We start from the raw sequence: 25690 nt of genomic DNA, 5'->3' as shown, positions 1-25690 counted from the left end.
CGTCAGCTGACGTTGAGCGCCGTGTCGTCGATGACGAAGGACGTCTGGAGGGTGGACCCTTCGACGCCGCTGAAATTGATGGTGGCGGTGGTGCCGGCCAGGGAGGAGACGTCGAAGGACTTCAGGACGTATCCGGAGGCCGCGTTCAGGTTGGAGTACGTGGCCAGGGTGGTGGATCCGGCCGTGACCGTCAGCTTGTCGTAGGCGGTGCTGGTGGTGGTCTCCGCGGTGTCCACGTGCAGATAGAAGCTGAGGGTGGCGGAGCAGCCGGACGGGATGGTCACCGACTGGGACAACGTGTCGGTGTGGGCCGAGCCGTAACCGTCGAGCCAGGCCTTGTAGGAGCCGGTGCGGGCGGCCTCGCTGCTGGAGGTGGTGATGACGCCGCTGGAGGCGGTCCAGGTGGTGTTGCCGGACTCGAAGCCCGGGTTGCCGAGCAGCTGGGCGGCGGTGCAGGTGCCGGTGCCGCCTCCTCCGCCACCGCTGCTGCTGCCGTCGCCGGCCAGCCACGCGGTGGCGTTGAGGGCGAGGGCGGCGTTGGTGGCGCCGGTGTCGTTCCAGCCGTCGTAGAGCGTGTTGCCGGACTGGCCGGTGCCGTCGTCGATGGGCGAGCTGTCGCCCCAGAAGGCGACGCGACCGCTGCCGAAGGTGCTGGTCGCGAAGAAGGCGCCGGTGTTGCCGGAGTAACCGCTGCGGTACACAAGGCCCTTGACGTTCGCGTTGTCGGCGGGCTTGAGCGTGGCCGTGGTGCCGTCGGCGATCAGGCTCTTGGTGACCGTGCCGAAGGCGCCGTTCAGGACCGTGTTCGTGCTGTCGCTGATCGCGGCGGGGTAGCCGGAGCTGATGTCGAGCGAGTCGATGGAGAAGCCGAACGGGTCGGTCGAGTCGACGCTGTTGTTCGTCATCAGGTCGTTGAGGATCTCGACCGCGTCCTCGCCGTCGCTGTTGCGGTCGGCGCCGGTGTGGTCGGAGATCATGAACAGTCCGCCGCCGTTCTGGACGAACGTCATGATCGCGGTCTTCTCGGCGGTCGTGAACAGCGTGTTCGGCTCGGGCAGGACCAGCGTGTCGAAGTTCGACAGGTCGGTCGTCGACGAACCGCCGTACGTGAGCGCGCTCGTGGCGGTCTTCAGGCTGTAGTTGCCCGTCTTCTGCAGGGCGACGCCCCACGAGGAGAGCGCGCCGGTCCAGTCCGTCTCGGAGGACGGGGAGGAGTCCTGGGACAGCGGGTCGGGCTTGCTGGTGGAGATGATCCAGTCCGCGTTGCCCGCCTCTTCGGCGTGGCCGTCGTCGAACAGGACGCGGTGCGTGGTGGCCGCGTGCGCGGGCGTGGCCGTGGTGGTGACCTGGAGGGCGGCCCCCGTGACGAAAAGTCCCAGGCCGGCGAGGGCGGTGGTGAGTCTGCGGCGGGATCTTCTTGATCCAAGCATCCGGCGAACCTCCATGAGGGGATGGGGAAGGGTGCGGTGCGGGCGCCTGATCTGCGCGCGTAGAACGGTAGTTGGGGAGTTCTACGCGCATTGAACGATTGAAAGGTACATGGCATGAAGGGGTGGTGAACAGAAAGTCCCGGCAATAACCGGCAAGAAAACACGGGCGGACTGGGTTGGCCTCCAGCGGGCACATGATGAGAGCAGGACTATCGACAAAGAGGGGCGGAAATGGAGATCTCGGGCATCATCAGTGCCATCGTCATCGGCATCATCATTGGCGTGCTGGGGCGGCTCGTCGTTCCGGGCCGCCAGCACATCGGCATCGTGCTGACGATCGTCGTCGGCATCGTGGCCGCGCTGCTCGGCGCGGCCATCGCTTCCGGACTCGGGGTCGCCGACACCAAGGGGATCGACTGGATCGAGTGGCTCATCCAGATCGGCCTGGCCGCGGTCGGCATCGCCGCACTGGACCGGACAAGGGTGCGCCGCTGAGCGGGAGGCGGGAAATGCGTTGCGGGTGAGACCGGGCGGCGGCTAGTTTCTGCAGGCCTGCCGCCCGGTCCCCCGCTTCCCGCACTCCGCACGGAGAACCCTTGTCGCCACGCATCACTCCGCTCGTCGATCCCGAGTCCGGCCCGTCGAGCCGTCGTCTCGTCTGGTTGGCCCAGGACGCCGACGGCGTGCCCGTCGGGTCGGCCTCGATGCGCCTGTTCCTCGAAGGAGGACAGGCGCATCTCGCCGAGTTGGAGATCTCTGTCCACGCCGCCGAGCGACGACAGGGCATCGGTACACGGCTGTTGACAGCCGCGGTCACGGCCGCCCACGCAGAGGGCCGACGCTCGATCGTCGTCCAGGCCCAACAAGGCTCACCCGCCGACGAGTTCCTGCCGGCCCGCGGCTTCCGTCCAGTGCTGTCCCTGACGTACGCCCGCCTGTCGCTGGCCGACGCGGATCTCCCGGCGATCCGCGAGCTGGCCGAACGTCCGCACCCCGGTTACGAGTTGACGGAGTGGGAGGGCACGGTGCCGGGCGAACTCGCCCGCTCCTACGCCGCGTCGCGCACCGCCATGGACGACATGCCGATGGACGGTACCGACTACGGCACCGTCGCATGGGACGTGGAGCGACTGGTCGCGGCGGCGGAGGCGGTCGCCCGACGCGGGGACCTGCTGCACACCGTCGCCGCGGTCGACACGGCGGACGGCCGCGTCGTCGGCTTCTCCGAACTGGTCGTACCGGGCGACGGACTCGGCGACGCACAGCACTACGGCACGGCCGTACTGCCCGCCCATCGCGGCCGCGGCCTCGCCCGCTGGATGAAGGCGGCCTCGATCCGCCGGGCGCGTCAACTCCATCCGCTGCTCGCCGGGTTGCTCACGGACACCGCGGACGAGAACGCGCCGATGCGTGCGGTGAACGACGCGCTTGGGTATGTCCCGACGCATCGCGCGGTGGAGTACCAGCTCGACCTGTAGACGCTTCGCCTCGCCGTAGCCGCACGAGGTCCGTGGCGACGGACCAATCCGCCCTCGCCTACGACCCGTTCGGCCCCGGTGCGCCGATCAGCGCGCGGCGCGCAACGCTGCGAGTCCGTCCTGGCCGGCCGGGTACACAGGCGTCCAGCCCAGCTCGCGTTCGGCCTTCTCACTGGACACCCGTTGGCTGCTGGTCATCATCGTGTGCGCGTACCCCATCGGACGGACCGTCCACAGCGGTACGGCCATCGGCTTCGGCAGGCCGAACTCCCTTGCCACGTACAGCACATGGGCGCGGAATCCGAGTGGTGTGCGGTCGGCGATGTTGTACGCCTGGCCGGGGCGCCCGCGTTCGACGGCGGCGGCCACAGCGCGGGCCGCGTCGGTGAGTTCGACCCAGGGCAGGACCCGGCCGTGGTCGTCGGGGGCGGGAAGTCGCCGCTTGCGCAGCATGGGCAGGAGGGCGTCGGTGCCGCCTGGACCGTAGAAGAGGCCGAAGCGGAGTGCGATGCCCTCCAATCCCGGTGTTTCGAGGGTGAGTTGTTCCTTGGTGCGCATGCCCTCGATGTGTTTCTCCAGTTCCGTGGTGGTGCCGCGCGGGCCGAAGGGGTCGTCCTCGGTGAGGGGGCGAGCGCCGAAGTCCCCGTAGCCGTAGCCGAAGACCATCGACTCGGCGATGAAACGGCGGGCGCCGGTGGCCTGGGCGGCCTCGACGAGGTGGGCGGTTCCCTTGACGCGGAGCGCGTCGGTGCTGTGCATGTCGCGGTGGCGCAGGGGCGCCTTGCGCAGCGCGGTCGCGGCGTGGACGACGGTGTCGAAGTGGTGTCCGTCGACCGCGCGGAGCAGCCCGTCGCGGTCCAGGAGGTCGGCGCGGATGCCGTTGCCCGGTCCTCGGCCGAGGCCGGTGACCTTGTGGCCGGCGTCGGTGAGGGCCTGGGTGATGTGCCCGCCGAGGACGCCGCCGCCACCGGCGAGGAGGATGCTCCGACTGCTCTGGTTCGTCGTCATGACGATGCGACGGATCAGGTCGGCGCGGATGTGACATCGGCACGCTGAGCTGCGGTTCTACGGCTCGTACAGGTACGGCGTGGTCGTGGTCAGCGGGGCGAGGCCGAGGCGTTCGAGGATGGGGCGGCTCTGGTCGGAGGCGTCGACCTGGAGGTAGCGGTAGCCGCGGTCGGCGGCGATGCGGGCACGGTGGGCGACCAGGGCGCGGTAGATGCCGCGGCCCCGCCAGCCCTCCACCGTGCCGCCGCCCCACAGGCCGGCGAACCGGGTGCCGGGGACGAGTTCCATGCGCGCCGCGCTCACCGGCTCGTCACCGGCGAGGGCGACGACGGCGACAACTGTGTCGGGATCCGCGGCGAGTTGGGCCAGCAGTTGGGCGCGCAGTCGGGAGCTGTCCGTGCCGAAGGCCTTCTCGTGGACGTCCGCCACGAGGTCGACGCCCGCGCGGTCGGTGGCGGGCAACAGCCGGATGCCGTCCGGTAGTTCGGTGTCGAGGGTGAGTGCGGTGATCTCGCCGACCATCAGCGTCTCCTGCGGTTCGGGGGTGAACCCGGCCGCCGTCAGCCGCTGTCCCAGATCCGTCGGCAGGTCGTGGCCGTAGAGCTTCCATTCGAAGTCGCGGCCGAGCCCGGTGAAGTACGCGACCTGCTCGGTGATCGCCGCGTCGGCGTCCGTCTCGTCCAGGTCCGACCACAGGACGCCGTTCCAGCCGTGCGCGTCGGCGACCTGGCGCACCACTCCCCCGGTCCGCTCGACGCGGGCCCCGGGGCCGTCGGGTCGGGCGCCTTCGCGCAGGTCGCGGTCGTGGAGGGCGAGCACCATGGCATGATCCATGGGCTCACTTCAACATCCGCGGGCGACCCTGGCAACGGGATTACCCGCTCTCCGAGGGCACGGCCGGTCGTACGGCCGCCAGATACGCGCTCAGCCTGTCGCGGTTGCGGGCGAGGCAGTCGATGCGGGCCTGGATCCGGTCGATGTGGCCGCTGAGCAGGGCGGCCGTCTCGGGGGTCAGGCACTCGGCAGGCACATGGATCTCGTCCGGGCCGGACAGATACGGCAGGATCGCACGGATCATCTCCGTGGTGAGCCCCGAGTCCAGCAGCCCGCGGATCTGCTGGACGTCCCGGACCGCGGGCTCGCCGTAGAAGCGGTAGCCGTTCTCGGTGCGGTCCGGGTGCAGCAGGTCCTGTTCCTCGTAGTAGCGCAGGAGGCGAGTGGGCACGCCGGTGCGGCGGGAGAGTTCGCCGATCTTCATGACCGCCTCCGGGCGAGGGCTCGCTTGCCTTCACACTGATGTGAGGGTTCGACCATGGTCCCATGACCACCGTATCCACGGCCAAGGGCGCCGCCCTGCCCTGGTCCGGGCTCCTCGCCCTGTCCACGGCCGCCTTCACCGCCGTCCTGACCGAACTGCTCCCCGCCGGTCTGCTGCCCCGGATGGCACCGGCTCTCGGCGTCTCCGAGGCGCGGGTCGGCTTCCTGGTCACCGGGTACGCGGTCGCCTCCTTCCTGGCCGCGATCCCGGTCACCGCGGCGCTGCGCGGGCTGCCGCGCCGCCCGGTCCTCGTCGGTACGCTCCTCGGCTTCGCCTGCGCCAACACGGTGGTCGCGCTGTCCTCGTCGTACACCGTCACCTTCGGCGCCCGACTGCTGGCCGGGGTCATGGGCGGCACGATGTGGGCGATGCTCGCCGGGTACGCCGCCCGGATGGTGCCGGTCGAGCGACGCGGCCGGGCCATCGCGGTCGTGCTGGCCGGCATCACCCTCGCCCTGTCCCTGGGCGTGCCCGCCGGAACCGCGCTGGCCGGGATGCTCGGCTGGCGTACGGCGTTCGGGATCCTGGCCGGGCTCGCGGTCCTGGTGGTGGTCTGGATACGACTGCGGGTCCCCGGCTTTCCCGGTGAACTCCCGGGCGCACGCGTCCCGTTGAGGGGTGTCGCCGTGCTCCCGGGGATTCCGGCCGTCCTGTCGGTCACGTTGTTCCTGCTGCTGGGGCATCAGGTGATGTACACGTACGTCGCCCCGTTCGCGGCGCACTCCGGCTACGACCGTACTGACGTCGTCCTGCTGGTGTTCGGAGCCGCCACGGTCGTCGGGATCTGGGCCACCGGGGTACTCGTGGACCGGTGGGCGCGGCCCACACTGCTGGGCGCGACCACACTGTTCGTGGCGGTCATGTGTGTGATCGGCCTATGTGGCGACTCCCCCGCGGTGCTGCTCACCTCCGTCGCCGGGTGGGGAGTCGCGTTCGGCGGGGCGCCGACGCTGATCCAGACCGCGCTCGTCAACGCCTCCGGGCCCGAACACGCCGACGTGGCAACGTCGTTGCAGACCACGGTGTACAACGCGGGCATCGCCGGGGGCTCGTTCACCGGTGGGCTCGCCCTGTCGGGGTGGGGCGCCGGGGCCTTGCCCTGGACGGCGCTGCCGCTGGTCGCGGGCGCGCTCGCCGTGGTCGTGCTGGGGCGCCGGCATGCGTTTCCAGGGACCCCCGTGGAGGCCGAGAAGCGCCTCGTAGGGGCGCGGGGAACTGCGCGACCAGCCCCCACCGGCCCGCAGACAACCAACAACTCCCGACCTGGCCCCTACGCCTCCCCGAAGTAATGCCCCGTCTCAAGATCAGCGATCAACCCCACCTCAACTGGCTCCCACCCCGTCTGCTTCCGCGTCACCGTGCTGGACGCAGGGCAGTCCAGCGAGGCGACGAGACCGAGAAAGCCGAAGTGGTCCACCGCCTGCTCCGGCGCCACGCTTCCGGTCGGGACGTCGAGACGGCGGGCGATGACCTCCGCGATCTCACGGAGCGGCAGCGCCTCGTCGCCGACGGCGTGGTACTGCGCGCCCGCCGGGGCCGACTCCAGTGCCCATCGGTACAGCCGGGCCGCGTCGAGACGGTGCACGGCGGGCCAGCGGGCGCTGCCGTCGCCGACGTACGCCGACAGGCCCTTCTCCCGTGCGACGGCGATGAGTTGGGGGACGAATCCCTGGTCGCCGATGCCGTGCACGGACCGGGGCAGCCGGATGACCGACGACCGTACGCCGCGTTCCGCCAGCGCGATCGCCGCGATCTCGGAGGGCTGCCGGATCGCCGAGAACGACCCGGGGTCGACGTGGTCCTCCTCCGTCGCCACCCTCCCGTCACCGAGCCCTGGGGTGCCCGACGTGACCACGAAGGGCCTGTCGGTGCCGGCGAGCGCCTCGCCTATCGTCTCGATGGCGCGCAGGTCGGTGGCGCAGTTGGCGGCGAAGTCCGAGAAGTCGTGGATGAACGCCAGGTGGCAGACCCCGTCCGCCGCCGCGGCACCGCTGCGCAGGCTGCCGAGGTCGTCGAGCGAACCCCGGTGCACGCCGAGCCCCGCGGCCGTCAGCGCCTCGGCGGACGCGTCCGAGCGGGCCAGGCCGGTGACCGTGTGCCCGGCGTCGAGCAGTTCACGGACCACGGCGGAGCCGATGAACCCGGTGGCGCCGGTGACGAAAACACGCATGGTGCGTTCCTTCGATGAGGTGGGGTGAGCTTGCGCTGTGCTGTGTGTCCATCGTGGGCAGGGCGAGGGTTCCAGGTCCAAAGCCCGTTTCGCATGCCGCAATACAGTTCAGGCATCGCAGCAGTTCAGAGGGCATATGGCAGAAATCTCCGCAGTCTCACGCCGTACACTTCAGGCATGACGGACCTGCCTCCCGCGCCCGATCTCGAACTGCGTCTCGTGCGGTACTTCATCGCCGTCGCCGAGCAGCGTCACTTCGGTCGCGCCGCCGAGGTACTGCACATCACCCAACCGTCCCTCAGTCGGCAAGTCCGGCGCCTGGAGGATCAGTTGGGCGCTCGGCTGCTGGACCGCACCCCGCAGGGCACCCGGCTCACGGAGGCCGGGGAGGTCTTTCTGCCGCGTGCCAAGGCGCTGTTGCGCTCCACCGCCCAGGCCGCCGCCGAGACCCGGGCCGCCGCGGAACCCAGCCGCCTCACCGTCGGGTACATGGCGAACCTGTTCGTCACCCCGGCGGTACAGGAGGTGCGGCGCCGGCATCCGGACGCCGACGTGCACGTGGTGCATCTGGCCTACGACGATGTGCGTGCGGCCCTGATCGATCGTCGGGTGGACGCGGTGGTGGCCCGACTGCCGTTCTCCACCGACCAGTTGGAGGTCACGGTGCTCTACGACGAGCCCCGCGTCCTGCTCGTGCCGCTGAACCACCGGCTGGCCGGCAAGGAGTCGGTCACCCTGGACGACATCGCCGACGAGCCCCTTCCGCAGACCCCTGGCGCGGACCCGGCGTGGACCGCCTTCTGGCGCATCGATCCCCGGCCCGACGGGCGCCCGGCGCCCGGCGGTCCGGTCGTCCGGGCGCTGGAGGACAAGTTCGAGTTCGTCGCCGACGGCCAGGCCGTGGCCATCGCGGCCGGCCTGCGCCGCGGTCAGACGGTCCGCCCCGACATCACGTCGATCCCCCTCCATGGCGTCGAGCCGAGTCATGTGGCCCTGGCGACCCGGGCCGGCGAGCACAACCGTCTCCTGTCCGCCTTCCGCAAGGCGGCCCACGCCCTCCTCAAGGCTCCGGACGATTCTGATCAACACCCGTACGAATCGGCGTAGTTGGCGTCCCCTACCCTTGTCCGGCATGACCTCGGCGAACATCACCCTGCGACCGGTGGACGAAGGCGGCCTGGCCGTCATGGAGCGCTTTCTCAGCGAGCCGGAGGCCGCGTCGGCGTTCCAGTGGTACGGCCGGAGCGACGCCCGGCGCTGGCGACGCCAGTGGTCGGAGGACCGCCTGCTCGGCGACGACAGGTCCCATCTGATGGTGCGCTATCTGTTCGCGCACACCCTGGAGATGCGCATCGAGGCGGACACGGAGTCAGGGAACATCGCCGAGCAACGTGCCCTGGAGAAGGCCGGGTTCACCCGCGAGGGCATCCTGCGCGGAGACCTGCCCTGACCTCACTGACCGACTCCGGACGGACGGCGGAGGCCCCACCGGTCACGTGGCCGGTGGGGCCTTCCGTCCTGGCGCGGGTGCTCGGGTCAGCGTCCCGCCCTGGGGCGGAAGCGCCGGTACAGGGCGGCGCCGCCCAGGAGGAGGGCCGCGCTCGCGACGGCGGTCGGGACGGTGTCGTCCGTGCCCGTGTGGGCCAGCGCAGCCACGGCGGCGGGCGGGGCGGGGGGCGGCTCCACTCCCTTGCCCGGTCCCGGTGCCGGGTGCGGCCGCGTCGGCGGCCTGGGCGTCGGTCGCGCGGGGTGGTGGGGGTGGTCACCGGACGTGTTCTCGGATCGGTTGCCCACGGCCGGGTTGCCGACGCCCACCACGTTCGCGGAATTGCCGGTGACGTTCACCGGGAGATGGATCGGGAGCTGCACGCCGTTCCCCGAGAGCACACCCGGTGAATCCTTTTCACCACCCTGCGCGGCAGCGCCTCCGGGCGGCCCGTCGGGGTTCTTCGCGCCGCCCGCATTGGCGCAGCTGTTGCCCGCGGCGGGATTGAGAAGTCCCACCACGTTCACGGTGTTCCCGCACACGTTCACCGGTACGTGCAAGGGGAGCTGAATCGTGTTGCCGGAGATCAGCCCGGGCGAACCGGCCGCCGAGCCGTCCGCGGCGGAATCGGCGAACGCCGGCACCGCCACGGCCATCGCACCGGATGCCGCGGCGACGGCGATCATCCCGTTTCGGGTAACCCGTTTCATAGGTTCCCTGCCTTCCCTACATGGTTGCGGGCACTCACCCGCACCGAATAAAACGCGGGCGAACCATCGGAGTTATGGCTTATCGGCCTTTCACTCCATCGAGCGTCACGGTTATCGAACTACTCGTAACGACTTTTAATTAGTCGGAAAACCGCTTATGCCTATTGAAGGGGCGCAGAATACGGCACCGATCACCGCTCCGCCCGCCGGGAGGCGGGCCCCGCGAGGCGCCCTTATCGTGATCGAGGGCGCTGGTCACAGCGCGTCCTTGGAGGCATTGATGCTGGCCAAGCTGTCATCGCGGCCCGCGGTCCGGCGCTGCGCGTTCACCGGGGTTCTCACGCTGGCACTGCTCGGCGCGGGGCTGCCCACGCTCGCCACGGCCGACCACCGGGCGCAGCCCGACCTGTCCCGCTTCTACCGGCAGAAGGTGAAGTGGGCCGCGTGCAAGGACCCGGATGCGCCCAAGGACCTGCAGTGCGGAAAGGTCACCGTCCCGCTCGACTACACGAAGCCCGGCGGGAAGGCCCTCGATCTCGCGCTGGCCCGCTATCGGGCGACCGGGAAGTCGAGGGGTTCCGTGCTGCTGAACTTCGGCGGTCCCGGCGGCGCGGGCGTCAGCGAACTCGCCTCGGACGGCAAGGAGTTCATGGATCTGACGAACGGCTACGACGTCGTCACCTTCGATCCGCGCGGCGTCGGCCAGTCCTCGCCCGTCAGTTGTGGCGAGGGCTCGGACCAGGGCTCGGCCGCGATCGACGAGAACACGGACAGCAGTGATCCGAAGATCGTCCTCAAGCAGTTGCGGAAAGCGGCCGACACCTGCGCCAAGTACTCCGGTCCGGTCCTGCACCACATAGGCACGGTCAACGCCTCCCGGGACCTGGACGTGATGCGTCAGGCCCTCGGCGACAAGAAGCTCAACTACCTCGGCTTCTCCTACGGAACGCGGCTCGGCTCGGTGTACGCGGCCCAATTCCCCAAGAAGGTGGGCCGGTTGGTGCTCGACGGCGTCGACACCCTCACCGAACCGCTGTCCGAGCAAGGGATCGCGGGCGCCGAGGGGCAGCAGACGGCGCTGGAGGACTTCCTCGACTGGTGTGTGCAGGACATCGCCTGCCCCTTCGGGACGGACGCGCGGTCGGCGCCGGACCGGGTCGTCCAACTCGTCCGCTCACTCGACCAGGATCCGGTGCAGACGGACTTCGGCGACCAGTTCTCCGGCCAGGACCTGGTGGGTGCCATCAGTCAGGGGCTGTACAGCAAGCAGTTGTGGCCGACGCTGGAGCGGGCCATCGCCTCGCTGGTGGAGGACGGTGACACGCGCGCCATCATGGCGTTCTCGTCCGGGGGTTCCGCACTGCCGGGACTGCGGAGCGGCGGCGAGGAGTCGGACGGTGGGATCGTCGACGCCCAGGACGTCCCGCTCGACAACCTGCCGGCCGCGCTGATGGCCATCAACTGCGCCGACGACCCCGACCGCCCCACCGCCGAGCAGATCACCAGGAACCTGGACGGGTTGCGCGCCGAGTACGAGCAGGCGTCGCCGGTCTTCGGCCGCTACCGGCTCACCGAGGTACTGATGTGCTACGGCCGCCCCCGGGGCACCGACTACATCCGCGACGACGTGAAGAACGTCCACTCCTCGAAGATGCTGCTCGTCGGAACCCGGGGCGACCCGGCGACGCCGTACCGCTGGACCGTGGAGACGGCCCAGCGGCTCGGTTCCGCGGCTGTGGTGCTGGACAACAAGGGTGAGGGCCACACCGGTTACGCGTCTTCCAAGTGTGTGCACACCAAGGTCAACGACTTCCTGCTGTACGGCTCGCTGCCGGCCAGCGGGAGTTCGTGCCAGCCGGACAGCACCGTGGTTCCCTGAGGGACCGCTCAGCCGAGGGCGATCTCGGGCTTGTAGAGGTCGATCCAGAGCGCCAGGTCGAGGGCGCGTTCCAGGCCGCGGCGGCCCGCCTGCGTACTGATGGGTGTGTCACGGTGGGCGGCCCGCCGGAGCTTCTCCCGGTCGACGAGGTCGAACACCGGGTGGGAGGGCCGGGCGAGGAGGTCCTTGGCGTGGTCCTGGAGGGCTACCGCGTACTTGGGGTCCTGGGTGGACGGATACGGGCTCTTCACCCGGTCGTACACGGACTTCGGGAGGACGTCCGCGGTGGCCTCCCTGAGCAGGGTCTTCTCCCGGCCGTCGTAGGACTTGAGGGACCAGGGCGTGTTGTAGACGTACTCGACGAGCCGGTGGTCGCAGAACGGGACGCGGACCTCCAGGCCGACGGCCATGCTCGCGCGGTCCTTGCGGTCGAGCAGGATGCGTACGAAGCGGGTGAGGTGGAGGTGGCAGATGCGCCGCATGCGGTACTCGAAGTCGCTCTCGCCGTCGAGGCGTTGGATGCCGGAGACTGCGGTGCGGTAGCCGTCCGCGATGTACGACTCGGTGTCGAGGGCCTTGGTCAGGTCGGGGCGCAGTACGTCGGCGTCGTCGCCGAAGTGCTGGCCGAACCGCACCAGCCAGGGGTAGGTGTCGGCGCGCCGAGCCTCCTCGTCGAAGAACTGCAGGTATCCGCCGAAGACCTCGTCGGCTGACTCGCCGGAGAGAGCGACGGTGGACTGGTCGCGGATGGCGCGGAACAACAGGTAGAGCGAGGAGTCCATGTCGCCGAAGCCCAGGGGGAGATCGCGGGCCCGGAGCATCTTCGCGCGTACGTCGAGATCGGCGAGGGCGTGTACGTCGAGCACGATGTCCTGGTGGTCGGTGCCCGAGGCCCGGGCCACATCGTGGACGTACGGCGTGTCGGGGGTGCCGCGCAGTTCGTCGGCGACGAAGTTCTCGTTCTGGCCGGCGAAGTCGACGGCGAAGCTGCGCACCTTCTCGCCGTGCTCGGCGAGTTGACGGGCGGCGATCGCGGTCATCGCGGAGGAGTCGAGGCCGCCGGAGAGCAGGGTGCAGCGCGGTACGTCGGCGACGAGCTGGCGGCGCACGATGTCGTCGAGGAGCGTACGGACGGCGGCGACGGTGGTGTCGCGGTCGTCGGTGTGCGGGCGGGTCTCCAACTGCCAGTAGACGCGGCGCCGTAGGCCGGAGCGGTCGACGGTGACGACGGTGCCGGGCTCGACCTCGTGCATGCCGTCCCAGATGGCGTGTCCGGGTGTCTTGATCATGGTGAAGAGTTCGCGCAGGCCGTCCAGCGTGACCTTGGCGCGGGCCAGCGGGTTGGCGAGGATCGCCTTCGGTTCCGAGCCGAAGAGGACGCCGTCAGGGGTCGGGTGGTAGTAGAAGGGCTTGATGCCCATGCGGTCGCGGATCATGACGAGTTGGTCGCGGCGGCCGTCCCAGATCGCGAAGGCGTACATGCCGTTGAGGCGCTCGGCGACCGCGTCGCCCCATTCGAGATAGCCGCGCAGGACGACCTCGGTGTCGGAGTCGGTGGTGAACCGGTGCCCCCTGTCGGCGAGTTGGCGGCGTAGTTCGGTGAAGTTGTAGGTCTCCCCCGAGTAGACGAGCGCGACCGTGCCGTCCGCCGTGTCGGCGGTCATCGGCTGACGGCCGCCGGGCAGGTCGATGATCGCGAGCCGGCGGTGTCCGAGGGCCGCGGGACCCTGGACCCAGGTGCCGCGGTCGTCCGGACCGCGACAGGCCATCGTCTCGGTCATTGCATCCAATGTCGCGGCCTCGGTGCGCAGTTCACGGTCGAAGGAGACCCAGCCGGTGATGCCGCACATGTGTTACCTCCTGCGTTCGGCCCGCCGGATTGAGGTCTCCCACCTGCGTGTTCCCACACGCCCGACCCACACCCGCCGAACCGGTTGTATCCAGCACCTATATGACGAGCGTGTGTCACACCCACGGGGGCGGTCAACATGCCCGTAACCTGAACAGCCTTGCCACCCCCGGGTTTTCGGCCGCGCTTTGCGCTCCCGAGATCCACGGATCGGGTCTCCACCGGGTGGTTCTCGTCAGGAATCGGCCATCGGCAAAGAGTTGCTCAACAACCGCGAGGCGCGCGGAAGTTCAGAACTCCACCGGGTCCCGCACGATCGGGCAGGTCATGCAGTGCCCGCCGCCCCGGCCGCGTCCCAGCTCGGCGCCGACGATCGTGATGACCTCGACGCCGGCCTTGCGCAGCAGGGTGTTGGTCTGGGTGTTGCGGTCGTAGGTGAAGACCACGCCCGGTTCCAGCGCGACCGCGTTGTTGCCGCTGTCCCACTGCTGGCGTTCGGAGGCGTAGACGTCGCCGCCCGTCTCCACGATCCGCAGTTCGGGCAGGCCGAGCGCCTTGGCGACGACGTCGGTGAAGGGGGTCGGGCCCTCGTCGACGATGTCGATGCCGGGTGCCTTGTCGCCGGGGCGCAGGGAGAAGGTGTGGACGGCGTCCATGATGGCCGGGTACAGGGTCACCAGGTCGCGGTCGGCGAAGGTGAAGACGGTGTCGAGGTGCATCGCGGAGCGCAGCTTCGGCATCCCGGCCACGACGACGTGCTCGGCGGCGCCCAAGTCGAAGAGGGCCTTGGCGACTTGCGTGATGGCCTGCCGCGAGGTGCGTTCACTCATGCCCATGAGGACCACGCCGTTGCCGACGGGCATGATGTCGCCGCCCTCGAACGTGGCCTGCCCCCAGTCGAGTTCGGGGTCGCCCCACCAGACGACGGAGCCCGCGAAGTCCGGGTGGAAGGTGTAGATCGCCTTCATCAGGAGGGTCTCGTCGTGCCGGGCGGGCCAGTAGAGCGGGTTGAGGGTGAGGCCGCCGTAGAGCCAGCAGGTCGTGTCGCGGGTGTAGAGCGTGTTGGGCAGCGGCGGCATCAGGTATTCGCGGACGCCGGTCGACTCGCGGACGAGGGCGACGTAGTCGGTGCGGTAGTCGTCCGGGAGGTCGGTGGTGGCGAGGCCGCCGATCAAGTACTTGGCCAGTTCGGCCGGTTCGAGGCTCTCCAGATAGGCGCGGGTCGCGTCGACGATCCCGAGGCCGACCTCGTTCGCGACGATCTTCCGGTCCAGGAGCCAGTCCTTGGCGGCCGGGATTGTCATGGTCTGGGCGAGCAGTTCATGCAACTCGACCACGTCGACGCCGCGTTCGCGGAGTTTGTTGACGAAGTCGGCGTGGTCGCGCTGGGCGTTCTCGACCCACATCACGTCGTCGAAGAGCAGGTCGTCGGAGTTGGTCGGAGTGAGCCTGCGGTGGGCCAGGCCCGGCGCGCAGACCAGCACCTTGCGCAGCCTGCCGACCTCGGAGTGGACGCCGTACTCATGTCGGTCCACGGTGTCTTGACTGGTCACGGTGCACGCACCTTTCCGGAGGTCGGAGGCGAGGTCAGAGGCTGATCCAGCCCAGCACCAGAGCGATGATCCCGACGACGGCGCCCGCGACCGAGACGGCGAGGATCACGGGTTCCCGGGCCGAGAAGAGGGAGCGTCCCTGTTCCCTGCGGGCCTTGACGAACAGGAAGGTGGCGGGCGCGTAGATGATGAGCGAGACGAGGAGGTACTTGAGTCCGGCCGCGTAGATGAGGAATGCGGTGTAGACCGTGGCGAGTACGGCGACCACCAACTCGCCTCGCCCTGCGCGGGTTTGCGTGAGCGCGATCCGTACGGCGAAGCCCGCCGCGAGCAGGAACGGGATCAGGGTCAGTGAACTGGTCAGGTCCAGCGCGAAGTTGAAGGCGTCGTCGGAGAAGTAGGTGACGACCAGGACGAGTTGGCTCAGCAGGGTGGTCATCACCAGTGCGGGGACGGGCACGTCGGCCGCCGTGGACTTCTTCAGGAAGCGCGGCATGTCGTCGTCCTTGGCGGCCACGAACAGCACTTCGGCGGCCATCAGCGTCCAGGCGAGATAGGCGCCCAGCACGGAGACGATCAGTCCGACGCTGACGAAGACCTTCCCCCAGGTGCCCACCGCGTGCTCCAGCACACCGGCCATGGAGGGCTGCCGCAGTTCGGCGATCTCGCCCATCGGCATCAGGCCGTACGACACGATCGTCACCGACGCGAAGACGGCGAAGACGCTGAGGAAGCCGAGGACGGTCGCGCGTCCGACGTCCTCGCGGCGCTGGGCGTGCCGGGAGTAGACGCTGGCGCCCTCGACGCCCAGGAACACGAAGACGGTGGCCAGCATGGTGCCCTTGACCTGCTGGAACAGGGAGCCCGCATAGTCGGCGCCGCCGAAGTTCTCCGCGAAGACGTGGGGCTTCAGGTAGAAGAGCGCAAGGATGACGAAGACGAGGATCGGCACCACTTTGCCGACGGTGACGATCCGGTTGATGGCTGCCGCTTCCTTCACGCCGCGGCTGATCAGCAGGAAGAAGAGCCACAGCCCGGCCGAGGAGAGGACCACCGCGAGGACGGTGTCGCCCTCGCCGAGGGAGGGGGCGATCGTGCCGATCGTCGACATGATGAGCACCCAGTACGTCACGTTGCCGACGCAGGCGCTGGCCCAGTAGCCGAACGCGGAGAAGAAGCCGAGGTATTCGCCGAACCCGGCCTTCGCGTAGGCGTACACACCCGCGTCCAGATCGGGTCTGCGGACGGCGAGGGTCTGGAAGACGAAGGCGAGCATCAGCATGCCCGTGCCTGCGACGGCCCAGGCGATCAGGGCACCGGCCACGCCCGTCTCCTGCGCGAACCTGCGCGGGAGGGAGAACACCCCGGCCCCGACCATGGAGCCGACGACCATGGTGGTCAGCGTCGGCAGGGTCAGCTTGGCGGTGGAGGTACCGGTGTCAGTGGTGGCGGCTTGCGTCACCCGAGGGACGTTAGCAACCAATTATCCGATTTGCCTGGCGGGCTTCCCCCATATGCCCGATCCACCGATCGGCCCTATCGTGCTGGTATGGAGCACGCACTGAGTCCCGCCACCCTCACCGAACTGCGGCGCCCGCGCCCCTACCCCGCGGTCTCCGTGCTCACCCCGACACATCGTCGCGAACCCGACAACGCCCAGGATCCGGTCCGGCTGCGCAATGTGCTGGCCGAGGCCAAGAAGCAGCTCGAAGCCGATCCCGCGGTCCCCCGGGAGCGGCGCATCGACGTCTCCCGCCAGCTCGACCAGGCCCTCGCCGAGATCGATCTGGCGCACGCCGAGGACGGGCTGGTGATCTTCGCCGCGCCGGGCGAGCACCAGGTGTGGTCCCTCGCCAGGTCCGTGCCCGAACGTGTGGTGCTCTCGGACACGTTCCTCACCCGCAATCTCGTCTCCGCGCAGGCCTCCGAGCGCCCGTTCTGGGTGCTGTCGCTCGCCGCCGACCGCGTCACGCTGTGGAACGGCGGTGTCGACCGTGTGGTCGAGGACCATGTGGGCGGCTTTCCGCTGACCCGCGACCACCGGGACAACTTCGACGCCGAGCGCCAGGAGCGGATCGGCGACATCCCGAGCACCTTCCGCGACGAGGACACCCGCCACTTCCTGCGCGAGGCCGACACCGCGATGGGCAGGATCCTGCGGGAGCACCGGCGCCCGCTCTACATCACCGGCGAACAGGCCGCCCTCTCCGCACTGGACGAGGTCGGCAGTGCCACCAAGGACGCGGTGCACATCGCGCGCGGCGGCCTCGCGCACGGCACACCCGACGCCGTGTGGCAGGCCGTACGGCCATTGGTCGACGACGAGGCGCGCAAGAACACCGTCACCGTGACCCGGGAACTCGAATCCGCGCGTGGGCGCAAGGAGTTCGCGGCCGGCGTCGACGAGGTCTGGCAGAACGCCCGCGAGGGCCGGGTCCGGCTGCTGGCCGTCGAGGAGAACTACCGCGTCACGGTCCGCGACGACCACGGCGACCATCTGATCCCGGCCGCCAGCGACGACCTCGACGCCCGCGAGGACATCGTGGACGAGATCGTCGAACAGTGTCTGGAGACCGGCGCCGACGTCCGCTTCGTCCCCGACGGCACACTGAACGACGCGACCGGCATCGCGGGCGTGCTGCGCTACTGAGGCCCTCCCTTTATCCCTGAGGCCGCCTCTCCCCTGCGGCGTACGCTACGGCGTGATCGTCGACGGAGAGGGAGTGCACACGTGGGTGACCTGCTGGGCGTGGCCGTACTGGGTGCGGGACACATGGGCGCCGACCACATACGACGCCTCGACCAGGTGGTGAGCGGCGCCAGGGTCGCCGCGGTGGCCGACCCGGACACGGATCGCGCCAAGGAGGCGGTCGCCGGTCTGGACGCGGTCACGGTGCACGAGGACGCCGTGGCCGCGCTGGACGCCCCCGGGGTCGAGGCGGTGCTCATCGCCTCGCCGGGTCCCGCGCACGAGGAGGCGCTGCTCGCGGCCTTCGCACGCGGGCTGCCGGTGCTGTGCGAGAAGCCCATGGTGCCCGACTCCACCGGGGCACTCCGGGTGGTGGAGGCGGAGGCACGCCTCGGACGACGACTCACGCAGATCGGGTTCATGCGGCGCTACGACGCGGAGTACCAGCGTCTCAAGTCCCTGCTGGACAGCGGGCAGTTGGGCCGTCCACTGATGCTGCACTGCACCCACCGCAATGTGTCGTCACCGCCCTACTTCACCTCGGCGATGCTCATCGACAGCTCCGTCTCGCACGAGATCGACGCGGCCCGCTGGCTGCTCGGCCAGGAACTCACCGCGGTGACCGTGCTCAGCCCGCGCTCGTCCGCGAACGCCCCTGAGGGCCTCCTCGACCCGCAGCTCGTGCTCTTCGAGACCGACGGCGGCGCCCTGGTGGACGTCGAGGTCTTCGTCAACTGCGGCTTCGGCTACCAGGTGCGCTGCGAGGCCGTGTGCGAGGCGGGCAGCGCCCGGATCGGCGAGGACCGCGCGATGGTCGTCACCACCCGGGGCAGCGCCCACGAGGACGTACCGCTGGACTACCTCGTCCGGTTCGCGGACGCCTACGACCGCGAGGTGCAGTCCTGGGTCGACGCCACCCGGCGGGGCCTGGTCGCCGGCCCGAGCGTCTGGGACGGCTACGCGTCCTCCGTGGTCGCCGAGGCAGGCGTCCGGGCGCAGGAGAGCGGCGGCCGGGTGGCCGTCGAACTCGCCCCGCGCCCGGACCTGTACACCGAGGTCAGCCGCTGACGCTCGCCGCACCCGACTCCAGGTGTCCGGTGAACCGGCGCGACCAGGTCGCGTCGGAGTCGACGGAGACCGTGAAGTCGTACCAACCGCCCTGGTACGCGACGGCGTTGAAGAAGTCCTCCGTCGAAGCGCCCGCGGCGACCGTGTAGGTCCACGGCCCGTCACTGCGGTAGTGGTTGGAGGTGATGGTGAACTTCACCGACGCGGCCGATGAGTTGGTCATCTTGAAGTAGAGGGCGAGCTTGCCGGTGCCGGACTCGACGGCGTAACGGGTGCTCACCTCAACCGACTTGCCCGCCTTGGTCGCGTCGCCCTGGAAGCGGCGCAGGAAGCGGTTGGGGCCGACCATGGTGATGTCGTACTTGCCGCTGCCGTAGCCCGTCCCGATGTTGAAGAAGTCGGAGGCGGTGCCGCCCGGGTCCACCGTGTACTGCCAGGGTGTGGTGTCGCGGTAGGCGTTGGGGTGGATGGAGAGGTGGGCGGCGCTCTTGGCCGCGCCGCCCTGGTTGGACATGGCGAACCAGGCGAGGATCTTGCCGTTCGACCCGAACTCCAGGTGATCCAGGTACCCGTTGGGCTGGTACGGCAGCGCGCGGGCGGGCCGGGTGCCGGACTCCTGTACGGGCAGGGCGTTGTTCGTCGGCACCGGGTTGGGCAGCGGGCCGCAGGTCGAGATGCCGATGACGCTCGTCGCGGGCAGGGGCACCGCGCCGTGGACCGGGTTGGCGAAGTCGAAGACGCCGGTCAGGTCGCCGCTGACCTTGCGGCGCCAGGCGCTGATGTTGGGGCAGGCCGCGGGCTTGCCGAAGGACGAGGTCCAGGTCTCCAGGAAGCGCAGGACCGAGGTGTGCTCGAAGACCTCGGAGGAGACCCAACCGCCGCGTGTCCAGGGAGAGATGACGATCATCGGGACGCGGAAGCCGAAACCGTAGGGCACGCCGTTGAGGAACTCGCCGTCGGTGCCGGCCGGCGGGGCGGGCGGCGGGACGTGGTCGAAGTAGCCGTCGTTCTCGTCGTAGTTGAGGAACAGGACGGTCGAGTCGAAGACGTCCGGGTCGGCGGCGAGGGCCTGGTAGACGAGGCTGACGAAGTGGGCGCCGTCGCCGGGCGGGGCGTAAGGGTGTTCGGAGAAGGCCTGGTTGGGGACGACCCAGGAGACCTGCGGGAGGGTGCCCGCGAGGACGTCGGCCTTGATGGCGGCGGCGATGTCGTCTGGGGTCGAGCCGGTGGCGGCGGGGACGGAGGACATGCCTCGGTCGTAAAGCGCGCTGCCCGCCTTGGAGTTGGTGAAGTTCTTGAAGTAGGCGCAGGCGTTGTCGCCGTAGTTGTCCTGCGCGTTCTGGTAGACCTTCCAGGTCACTCCGGCGTTCTGCAGGGACTCGGCGTAGGTCTGCCAGGTGAGGCCGGACTCGTCACCGCCGTCGTAGCTGGAGGAGTCGACCTTGCCGCTCCACAGGTAGGTGCGGTTGGGGCCTGTCGCGCTCAGGGTGGAGCAGAAATAGGCGTCGCAGATCGTGTAGTTGTCGGCGAGCGCGTAGTGGAACGGGATGTCGGCCCGGTCGAGATAGCCGAGCGAGCGGACGTTACCCACGCCCGACACCCAGTTGTCGAGGCGGCCCTTGTTCCACGCGGAGTGCTGCGATGACCAGGAGTGCGGCAGGTCGCCGTTGCACTGGGCGAGGGTCTCGCCGTCCTGGCCGCCCGCGGCCGGGGTGGCGCTCAGCTTCCACGGGTACTGACGGCCGCCGCCGTTGGGCTGGTTGAAGACCGGGTAGCCGCCGCTCAGCGTGATGCCGCTGCGGTCGTCGAAGCCGCGGACGCCCTTGAGGCGCCCGAAGTAGTGGTCGAAGCTGCGGTTCTCCTGCATGAGGATCACCACGTGTTTCACGTCCGAGATCGTGCCGGTCGCCACCTGTTGGGCCGCGACCGCAGGCCGTGCACCGGTGCCCATGGCCATGCCCGCCGCCACGGTGGCACCGAGCCCCACGAAGCCTCTTCGGCTGATCGGTGTCATTCGCCCCGCCCTCGTCACAGGCGTGCCCGAGCGGCACACCGCGCGCAAGGGTGCACGGGGTGATCGCCAAGGTCCATACCCGCGCGGTTAGGTGGAGGTGAACAAAAGCCAAAGCCGCTGCCCGGAGGCCGAGTTGTCCTCAGACGCTCCCGAACAGGGCGCTCAGCCCCTGGTCGACGACCGCGTCCATGTCCTCCTGTCCGGCGCCCACCACGTCGTACGTCCGCAGCAGGAAGCGGCGCAGCGCAGGGGTGGGGAAGTGGAGCAGGGCGAGTCCGTACGGCGAGTGGAACTCCAGCACCGTACGGGCCAGACCGCACGGCCACAGGTGCACGTCCCCGTTGCCGGCCGGCCGCCGCAGCCCCTCCTCCAGCAGGGCCCGGGCGAAGGTCCAGGTGACACCGTCGCCGTCGAGGGACACCTCGGCCGGGAAGTCGAGGTGCACGGCGAGCGGGTCCGAGGCGAGGTAGCGAAGCGTCGCGGACACGGGAAGCTCCGTGTCGTCCGCGGTGATCAGCCGGGCTCGGGTGCGCTGTTCGAGGGTGATGTCCATGGTCGGTCTCCGCTGCGGGTGAGAGGTCGGCCGGATTGCCGTGTGCCTGTACGACCCCGCAGGTGCCCTTCGCATTACGCGGAACCCCGAAGGAATTGATGTGACCTGCATCACTATGCCGTCGCCGCGTGGGGCTGCTGGTGAATTCGTTTGCGGTGGGGCCGGTGAGCCCGGTGGGGTGGGTCCATGGACGAGGCCGCGGAGCGGGCGCGACGGACGAGGTGGCACAGGCCGGCGGTCCTCGCGGCCCTGATGCTGGCCGCCTTCACCTTCAACACGGTGGAGAACCTGCCGATCGGCCTCCTCGAACTCATCGCCGAGAGCCTGCGGGTGTCCGTGCCGGCGGTCGGGCTGCTGGTCACCGGCTACGGCGTGACGGTGGCCGTCACGTCCGTGCCGCTCGCCCACGTCATGCGGGGTGTGCCCCGGCGCCATGTGCTGACGGGACTGCTGGCCGCGCTGGTCGTGTCCAGCCTGGTCGCCGCCCTGGCCACTTCCTACGGACTGCTGCTCGGGGCGCGGCTGTTGTCCGCGCTGGCCCAGGCGCTGTTCTGGGCCGTGATGGGGCCGGTCGCGGTGGGCCTGTTCGCGCCGGAGGTCCGCGGGCGGGTGCTCGGGGCGCTGTCCGTCGCCGGTTCGCTCGCGCTCGTGCTCGGTGTTCCCGCCGGCACCTGGCTGGGCCGACGGAACGGCTGGCCGGTACCGATCGCCGTCCCGGCGGCCCTGGGGCTCGTGTCCCTGGTGATCATCGCCGTACTGCTGCCGACCACGCGTCCGGACGAGGAGCAGGCCGCCTACGGAACCCGTCCCGACGCCCGCCGGTTCGGGACCGTACTGGCGGCCGGGGCCCTGTCCGCCGCCGGGGCGTTCGCGGGATTCACCTACATCGTGAAGTTCCTCGGCGACATGAGCGGGTTCTCCCCGAGCGCGGTCGGCGTCCTGTTGGTGGTGTTCGGTGTCGCGTGCCTGGTCGGGGTGAGCATCACCGGGGCGGTACTCGACCGCTATCCGCGGGCGGCGCTGAGCTCCGCCGTCGCCACACAGGCGGTGGGCATGCTCGGCCTGTACGCGGTCGGCACCGATCCGGTGGCGGCGGTGGTGTTCCTCGTGCTGATGGGCGGTGCGCTCGGACCGGTGTACATGACCGCCCAGAACGCGATGCTGCACTCCGCACCGGGCCGCACGGACATCGCGCTCGCGGCCAACTCCGGTGCCTACAACGCCGGTATCGCGGCGGGCGCGGCACTGGGCGGGCTCGTCCTGCGGCTCGCCGATGTGCGGGGCACGTTCCTCGCGGGCGGGCTGCTGACCGTCGGGGCCTGCGCGGTGCTGCTCGGCGCGCGGGTGCTCCCACGCGAACCAAATCCTGCCGGGCAACACCGAGTTGGGAAAACCGGTCGAGCCGACTGACCAACTCCCCCTGCGGGGCGCCGCAGCCACCCCACCGGACCGCTGACCGCCCAGGCCCGCCGGTGCCGCTCGGCACACAGGCGCCGCATCGCGGACCGACGTCGGCCAGGCAACACCGAGTTGGGAAAACCCGTCGAGCCGACTGACCAACTCCCCCTGCGGGGCGCCGCAGCCACCCCACCAGACCGCTGACCGCCCAGGCCCGCCGGTGCCGCTCGGCACACAGGTGCCGCCTCGCGGACCGACGTCCGCCGGGCAACGCCGAGTTGGGATTTACGGCCGGGCCGACGGACGCGCTCACTACGGTGCGGGCACCGCGCTCGATGCGTAGGCGTCAAGGGCCGCCAGACGCAAGGCGGCCGCCACCCGAGTGACCGCTTCGCCGGGCCGGTGCGGAAGGCGGGCCAGCAGCAGACGGCGTTGCTCCTGGGGTCCGCCCCGCACCGGCAGGACGCGTACGCCGGGCGGAACCGCCGGGGTGATGGAGGCGGGCACGGTGGTCAACCCGCAGCCCGCCGCGACGAGTTGGAGTTTGGCCAGCCAGTCACGCGCGGTGTGGGCGATCTCGGGCCGTTCGTCCAACCCGGGCCAGACGCCCATGAGCCGGTCCTCGCCGGAGGAGGAACCCGCGATCCAGCGCTGCCCGCGCAGGTCGGCGACGTCGACGAAGTCTCCGCGGGCCAGTGGATGCGTGGTGGGCACGGCGAGGTACAGGGGGCGCTCGGTGAGTGTCCGTAGGACCAGCGGTGGCGACTCGGTGTCCGGTGGCCGGAAGGGCGGCGCCGACGCCAGCAGGGCCAGGTCGAGGCTGCCGGCCCGCAGCGCGCGCACCAGCGCCGGGGTGCCGCCTTCCCGGCTGACGATCCGAACGTCCGGGTCGGTGCGGCGCAGGGCAGCCAGGGCCCGGGGCAGTAGGACCGCTCCCGCGCTGGGGAACCAGCCCAGGCGGACGGTCGCGGCCTCCGTGGGCAGACCGGACAGCTCGCGGGCGGTCGCGTCGATCTCGTCGAGTACGACCGTCGCCCTGCGCATGACGACACGGCCGGCCGGGGTCAGCCGTACGCCGTCGCGTCGGCGCTCCAGCAGTTCCGCGCCCGCGGCCCGTTCGATCGCGGCGATCTGCCGGGACACCGCCGACTGGGTGTAGCCCAGCGAAGCAGCCGCCGCGGTGAAGGTTCCCTGTTCGGCCACCGCGCGGAAGACGCGCAGCGCGGTGAGTGACACATCCGTGAAGTCCATGACGATTACGCATACTAGCCGTGCGTAAGTTTCGTTGGACGCATACACGTGGACGTTCCTACCGTGGCGGGCATGAACGCTTCGCGCATCGCCCTCGTCACGGGCGCCAACCAAGGACTCGGCCGCGCCCTCGTCGAGGGGTTGGCGGCCCACATGGGTCCCGACGACATGGTCCTGCTCACCGGCCGCGACGAGCGCCGGGTCACCGACGCGGCCCGCGAGGTGGCGCGCCTGCCCGGCACCCGCAGCCGGGTCGAGGGCCGGGTCCTGGACGTCACCGACACCGACGCCATCGCCCACCTCGCCGACGAGCTCGGGCAGCGCCACGGCGGGGTCGACTTCGTGATCTCCAACGCGGTGGCCCGGCTGCTGCCCGGCGAGTCGCAGGCCGAGCGCGCCGCCGAGTTCATCGACGTCTCGAACACCGCCACCCACGCGATGCTGCGCTCCTTCGGCCCGCTGCTGCGCCCGGGCGGCCGGTTCCTGGTCGTGGCGAGCAGTCTCGGCACCCTCGGCCATCTCGACCCGCGGCTGCAGGACCTGTTCGACGGCGCGAGCCTCGACCAGGTCGAGTACGCCGTCGAGTCCTGGCGCAGCGCGGTACACCACCGGACCACGGCCGAGGCAGGCTGGCCGCTCTGGCTGAACGTGCCGTCGAAGGTGGCTCAGGTCGCCGCCGTCCGCGCGGTCGCCGCCGAGCGCCGCGAGCACGACCTCGCGACGGACACCCTGATCGCGTCCGTGTGCCCCGGCATGGTCGACACGGCCACTTCCCGCCCCTGGTTCGACGACTACAGCCAGGCCAAGTCCCCGGCCGAGGCCGCGCGCGCCGTGCTCGACCTCGTCTTCGCGGAGCCGGTCGATCCCGCGCTCTACGGCGAGTTGGTGCGCTTCGGCGAGGCCCTGGACTGGCACTCCGGCAAACCGCTGATCGAGCAGGACCTGAAGCTCACCCCCTGACCAAGGCGCAGCACAGCACGGAGTTCACGCATGACTGCCATCACCACGCCCTTCGGCTTCTCCAGTACCGCCGCGGACGTCGTGGACGGGATCGACCTGACCGGCCGCCGCGCCGTCGTCACCGGCGCCCCCTCCGGCATCGGAGCGGAGACGGCCCGAGCGCTTGCCGCCACGGGTGCCGAAGTCACCCTCGCCGTACGGGACTTGGCAGCGGGCGAGCGGGTCGCCAAGGACATCGCCGCGACCACCGGCAACCAACTGCACATCCTGGTGAACAACGCCGGTGTGATGGCCTGCCCCGAGCAGTACACCGTGCAGGGCCGGGAGTGGCAGTTCGCCACCAACCACCTGGGCCACTTCGCCCTCGCCACCGGTCTTCACGGCGCGCTCGCGGCCGACGGCTCGGCCCGTGTCGTGGTGGTCAGTTCCACCGGTCACCAGCGGTCGCCGGTCGTGTGGGACGACATCGACTTCGCGTTCCGGCCCTACGATCCCTGGCTCGCGTACGGCCAGTCCAAGACTGCCAACGCCCTTATGCTGGGGACCATTTACAGCAATCTCCAGCGCCACACCTGCGGGCGCGGCAGCGGGCAGGTACCGGCCGAACTCATCAAGACCGTCAAGACCGGGACCGTCGACCGCCGCTCCGGCACACTGCACGGCGTCGCCCGCTACGCCGTGCACCCGGACAACGCGCGGCGGCTGTGGACCCTGTCGGAGGAGTTGCTGGCGGAGGCCGTCTGAACCGTCGGACGCACAGGTCCCGAGCGCGCGGACCCCGAGGGGTCGGCCCCGAAATCGGGGCCACGCCGTGGGCGGAGTCCCCGTCACCATCCCGGTGAACTCCTACGACCCCGAGCAGCACCACCACTTCAC

The 25690-nt window shown here is 70.1% G+C and carries 23 protein-coding genes; 11 read left to right on the top strand and 12 right to left on the bottom strand.

Going from position 1 to position 25690, the window contains the following annotated elements:
• Positions 1 to 2 precede the first annotated feature (2 nt).
• Positions 3 to 1430, bottom strand: coding sequence for a hydrolase (locus AB0I69_RS48280; protein ID WP_363102236.1), 1428 nt, complete (start codon positions 1428 to 1430; stop codon positions 3 to 5).
• 231 nt (positions 1431 to 1661) lie between these two features.
• Here AB0I69_RS48280 and AB0I69_RS48275 point away from each other — a divergent pair, with 231 nt between their 5' ends.
• A complete protein-coding gene (locus AB0I69_RS48275) occupies positions 1662 to 1925 on the top strand; it encodes a GlsB/YeaQ/YmgE family stress response membrane protein (protein ID WP_363102235.1) in 264 nt (87 codons plus the stop codon).
• A gap of 101 nt (positions 1926 to 2026) precedes the next feature.
• Positions 2027 to 2908 (top strand): GNAT family N-acetyltransferase, encoded by an 882-nt coding sequence (locus AB0I69_RS48270; protein ID WP_363102234.1) that lies wholly within the window; start codon positions 2027 to 2029, stop codon positions 2906 to 2908.
• Positions 2909 to 2995: 87 nt separating this feature from the next.
• Here AB0I69_RS48270 and AB0I69_RS48265 read toward each other — a convergent pair whose 3' ends face one another.
• From AB0I69_RS48265 to AB0I69_RS48255, 3 genes are read right to left on the bottom strand one after another with little or no spacing between them, the layout of a single operon-like run.
• Positions 2996 to 3916 (bottom strand): NAD(P)-dependent oxidoreductase, encoded by a 921-nt coding sequence (locus tag AB0I69_RS48265; RefSeq protein WP_363102233.1) that lies wholly within the window; start codon positions 3914 to 3916, stop codon positions 2996 to 2998.
• Positions 3917 to 3973: 57 nt separating this feature from the next.
• Entirely contained in the window at positions 3974 to 4750 is a 777-nt protein-coding gene (locus AB0I69_RS48260) for a GNAT family N-acetyltransferase (RefSeq protein WP_363102232.1), read from the bottom strand.
• A 40-nt stretch (positions 4751 to 4790) separates the two neighbouring features.
• Entirely contained in the window at positions 4791 to 5174 is a 384-nt protein-coding gene (locus AB0I69_RS48255) for a MerR family transcriptional regulator (RefSeq protein WP_363102231.1), read from the bottom strand.
• 62 nt (positions 5175 to 5236) lie between these two features.
• On the opposite strand from AB0I69_RS48255, the gene AB0I69_RS48250 reads away from it, so the two are divergent.
• Positions 5237 to 6523, top strand: a complete 1287-nt coding sequence (locus tag AB0I69_RS48250) for an MFS transporter (RefSeq protein WP_363102230.1) — start codon at positions 5237 to 5239, stop codon at positions 6521 to 6523.
• Here the strand turns inward: AB0I69_RS48250 and AB0I69_RS48245 are convergent.
• The gene (locus AB0I69_RS48245) at positions 6505 to 7404 is read right to left on the bottom strand and encodes an SDR family oxidoreductase (protein ID WP_363102229.1); all 900 of its coding nucleotides are present in this window, start codon (positions 7402 to 7404) and stop codon (positions 6505 to 6507) included. The two genes, AB0I69_RS48250 and AB0I69_RS48245, sit on opposite strands and share 19 nt — an antisense overlap.
• 177 nt (positions 7405 to 7581) lie before the next feature.
• Between AB0I69_RS48245 and AB0I69_RS48240 the strand changes: the two genes are divergently transcribed.
• Positions 7582 to 8511: a LysR substrate-binding domain-containing protein gene (locus tag AB0I69_RS48240; protein WP_363102228.1), complete on the top strand. Its 930-nt coding sequence runs from the start codon at positions 7582 to 7584 to the stop codon at positions 8509 to 8511.
• 25 nt (positions 8512 to 8536) lie between these two features.
• Entirely contained in the window at positions 8537 to 8854 is a 318-nt protein-coding gene (locus AB0I69_RS48235) for a GNAT family protein (RefSeq protein WP_363102227.1), read from the top strand.
• A gap of 86 nt (positions 8855 to 8940) precedes the next feature.
• Here the strand turns inward: AB0I69_RS48235 and AB0I69_RS48230 are convergent, their stop codons facing one another.
• Positions 8941 to 9576, bottom strand: coding sequence for a chaplin (locus tag AB0I69_RS48230; RefSeq protein ID WP_363102226.1), 636 nt, complete (start codon positions 9574 to 9576; stop codon positions 8941 to 8943).
• Between the two features lie 304 nt (positions 9577 to 9880).
• On the opposite strand from AB0I69_RS48230, the gene AB0I69_RS48225 reads away from it, so the two are divergent.
• Positions 9881 to 11479 carry an alpha/beta hydrolase gene (locus AB0I69_RS48225; protein ID WP_363102225.1) on the top strand — a complete coding sequence of 533 codons (1599 nt, stop codon included), beginning with the start codon at positions 9881 to 9883 and terminating at the stop codon, positions 11477 to 11479.
• Positions 11480 to 11487: 8 nt separating this feature from the next.
• On the opposite strand, the gene asnB is transcribed toward AB0I69_RS48225, so the two are convergent.
• The 3 genes from asnB to AB0I69_RS48210 all read right to left on the bottom strand — a co-directional run bounded on the left by asnB (position 11488) and on the right by AB0I69_RS48210 (position 16343).
• Positions 11488 to 13329, bottom strand: a complete 1842-nt coding sequence (gene asnB, locus AB0I69_RS48220) for an asparagine synthase (glutamine-hydrolyzing) (RefSeq protein ID WP_363102224.1) — start codon at positions 13327 to 13329, stop codon at positions 11488 to 11490.
• Between the two features lie 289 nt (positions 13330 to 13618).
• Positions 13619 to 14881, bottom strand: coding sequence for an arginine deiminase (locus tag AB0I69_RS48215; RefSeq protein WP_363102223.1), 1263 nt, complete (start codon positions 14879 to 14881; stop codon positions 13619 to 13621).
• A gap of 34 nt (positions 14882 to 14915) precedes the next feature.
• Complete coding sequence (locus AB0I69_RS48210) at positions 14916 to 16343, bottom strand: basic amino acid/polyamine antiporter (RefSeq protein WP_363102222.1); 1428 nt, start codon at positions 16341 to 16343, stop codon at positions 14916 to 14918.
• A gap of 87 nt (positions 16344 to 16430) precedes the next feature.
• Between AB0I69_RS48210 and AB0I69_RS48205 the strand changes: the two genes are divergently transcribed.
• Both AB0I69_RS48205 and AB0I69_RS48200 read left to right on the top strand, forming a co-directional pair.
• Complete coding sequence (locus AB0I69_RS48205) at positions 16431 to 17531, top strand: chemotaxis protein (RefSeq protein WP_363102221.1); 1101 nt, start codon at positions 16431 to 16433, stop codon at positions 17529 to 17531.
• 81 nt (positions 17532 to 17612) lie between these two features.
• The gene (locus AB0I69_RS48200; RefSeq protein WP_363102219.1) at positions 17613 to 18638 is read left to right on the top strand and encodes a Gfo/Idh/MocA family oxidoreductase; all 1026 of its coding nucleotides are present in this window, start codon (positions 17613 to 17615) and stop codon (positions 18636 to 18638) included.
• Here AB0I69_RS48200 and AB0I69_RS48195 read toward each other — a convergent pair.
• Positions 18628 to 20652: a phosphocholine-specific phospholipase C gene (locus tag AB0I69_RS48195; RefSeq protein WP_363102218.1), complete on the bottom strand. Its 2025-nt coding sequence runs from the start codon at positions 20650 to 20652 to the stop codon at positions 18628 to 18630. The two genes, AB0I69_RS48200 and AB0I69_RS48195, sit on opposite strands and share 11 nt — an antisense overlap.
• A gap of 139 nt (positions 20653 to 20791) precedes the next feature.
• Positions 20792 to 21205 carry an SsgA family sporulation/cell division regulator gene (locus tag AB0I69_RS48190; protein ID WP_363102217.1) on the bottom strand — a complete coding sequence of 138 codons (414 nt, stop codon included), beginning with the start codon at positions 21203 to 21205 and terminating at the stop codon, positions 20792 to 20794.
• 186 nt (positions 21206 to 21391) lie between these two features.
• Between AB0I69_RS48190 and AB0I69_RS48185 the strand changes: the two genes are divergently transcribed.
• On the top strand, positions 21392 to 22615 hold the full coding sequence (locus AB0I69_RS48185) for an MFS transporter (protein WP_363102216.1): 1224 nt from the start codon (positions 21392 to 21394) through the stop codon (positions 22613 to 22615).
• 300 nt (positions 22616 to 22915) lie between these two features.
• Here AB0I69_RS48185 and AB0I69_RS48180 read toward each other — a convergent pair whose 3' ends face one another.
• Positions 22916 to 23854 (bottom strand): LysR family transcriptional regulator, encoded by a 939-nt coding sequence (locus AB0I69_RS48180; protein ID WP_363102215.1) that lies wholly within the window; start codon positions 23852 to 23854, stop codon positions 22916 to 22918.
• Between the two features lie 72 nt (positions 23855 to 23926).
• On the opposite strand from AB0I69_RS48180, the gene AB0I69_RS48175 reads away from it, so the two are divergent.
• Both AB0I69_RS48175 and AB0I69_RS48170 read left to right on the top strand, forming a co-directional pair.
• Positions 23927 to 24814, top strand: a complete 888-nt coding sequence (locus AB0I69_RS48175; protein ID WP_363102214.1) for an SDR family NAD(P)-dependent oxidoreductase — start codon at positions 23927 to 23929, stop codon at positions 24812 to 24814.
• Positions 24815 to 24844: 30 nt separating this feature from the next.
• Entirely contained in the window at positions 24845 to 25558 is a 714-nt protein-coding gene (locus tag AB0I69_RS48170) for an SDR family NAD(P)-dependent oxidoreductase (RefSeq protein ID WP_363102213.1), read from the top strand.
• Positions 25559 to 25690 lie beyond the last annotated feature (132 nt).

This window comes from Streptomyces sp. NPDC050508, from assembly GCF_040655155.1.
In the GTDB taxonomy this organism is placed as follows: Bacteria; Actinomycetota; Actinomycetes; order Streptomycetales; family Streptomycetaceae; genus Streptomyces.
The sequence above is the reverse complement of the archived record's forward strand: the minus strand, read 5'-3'. Positions and strand labels throughout refer to the sequence as shown.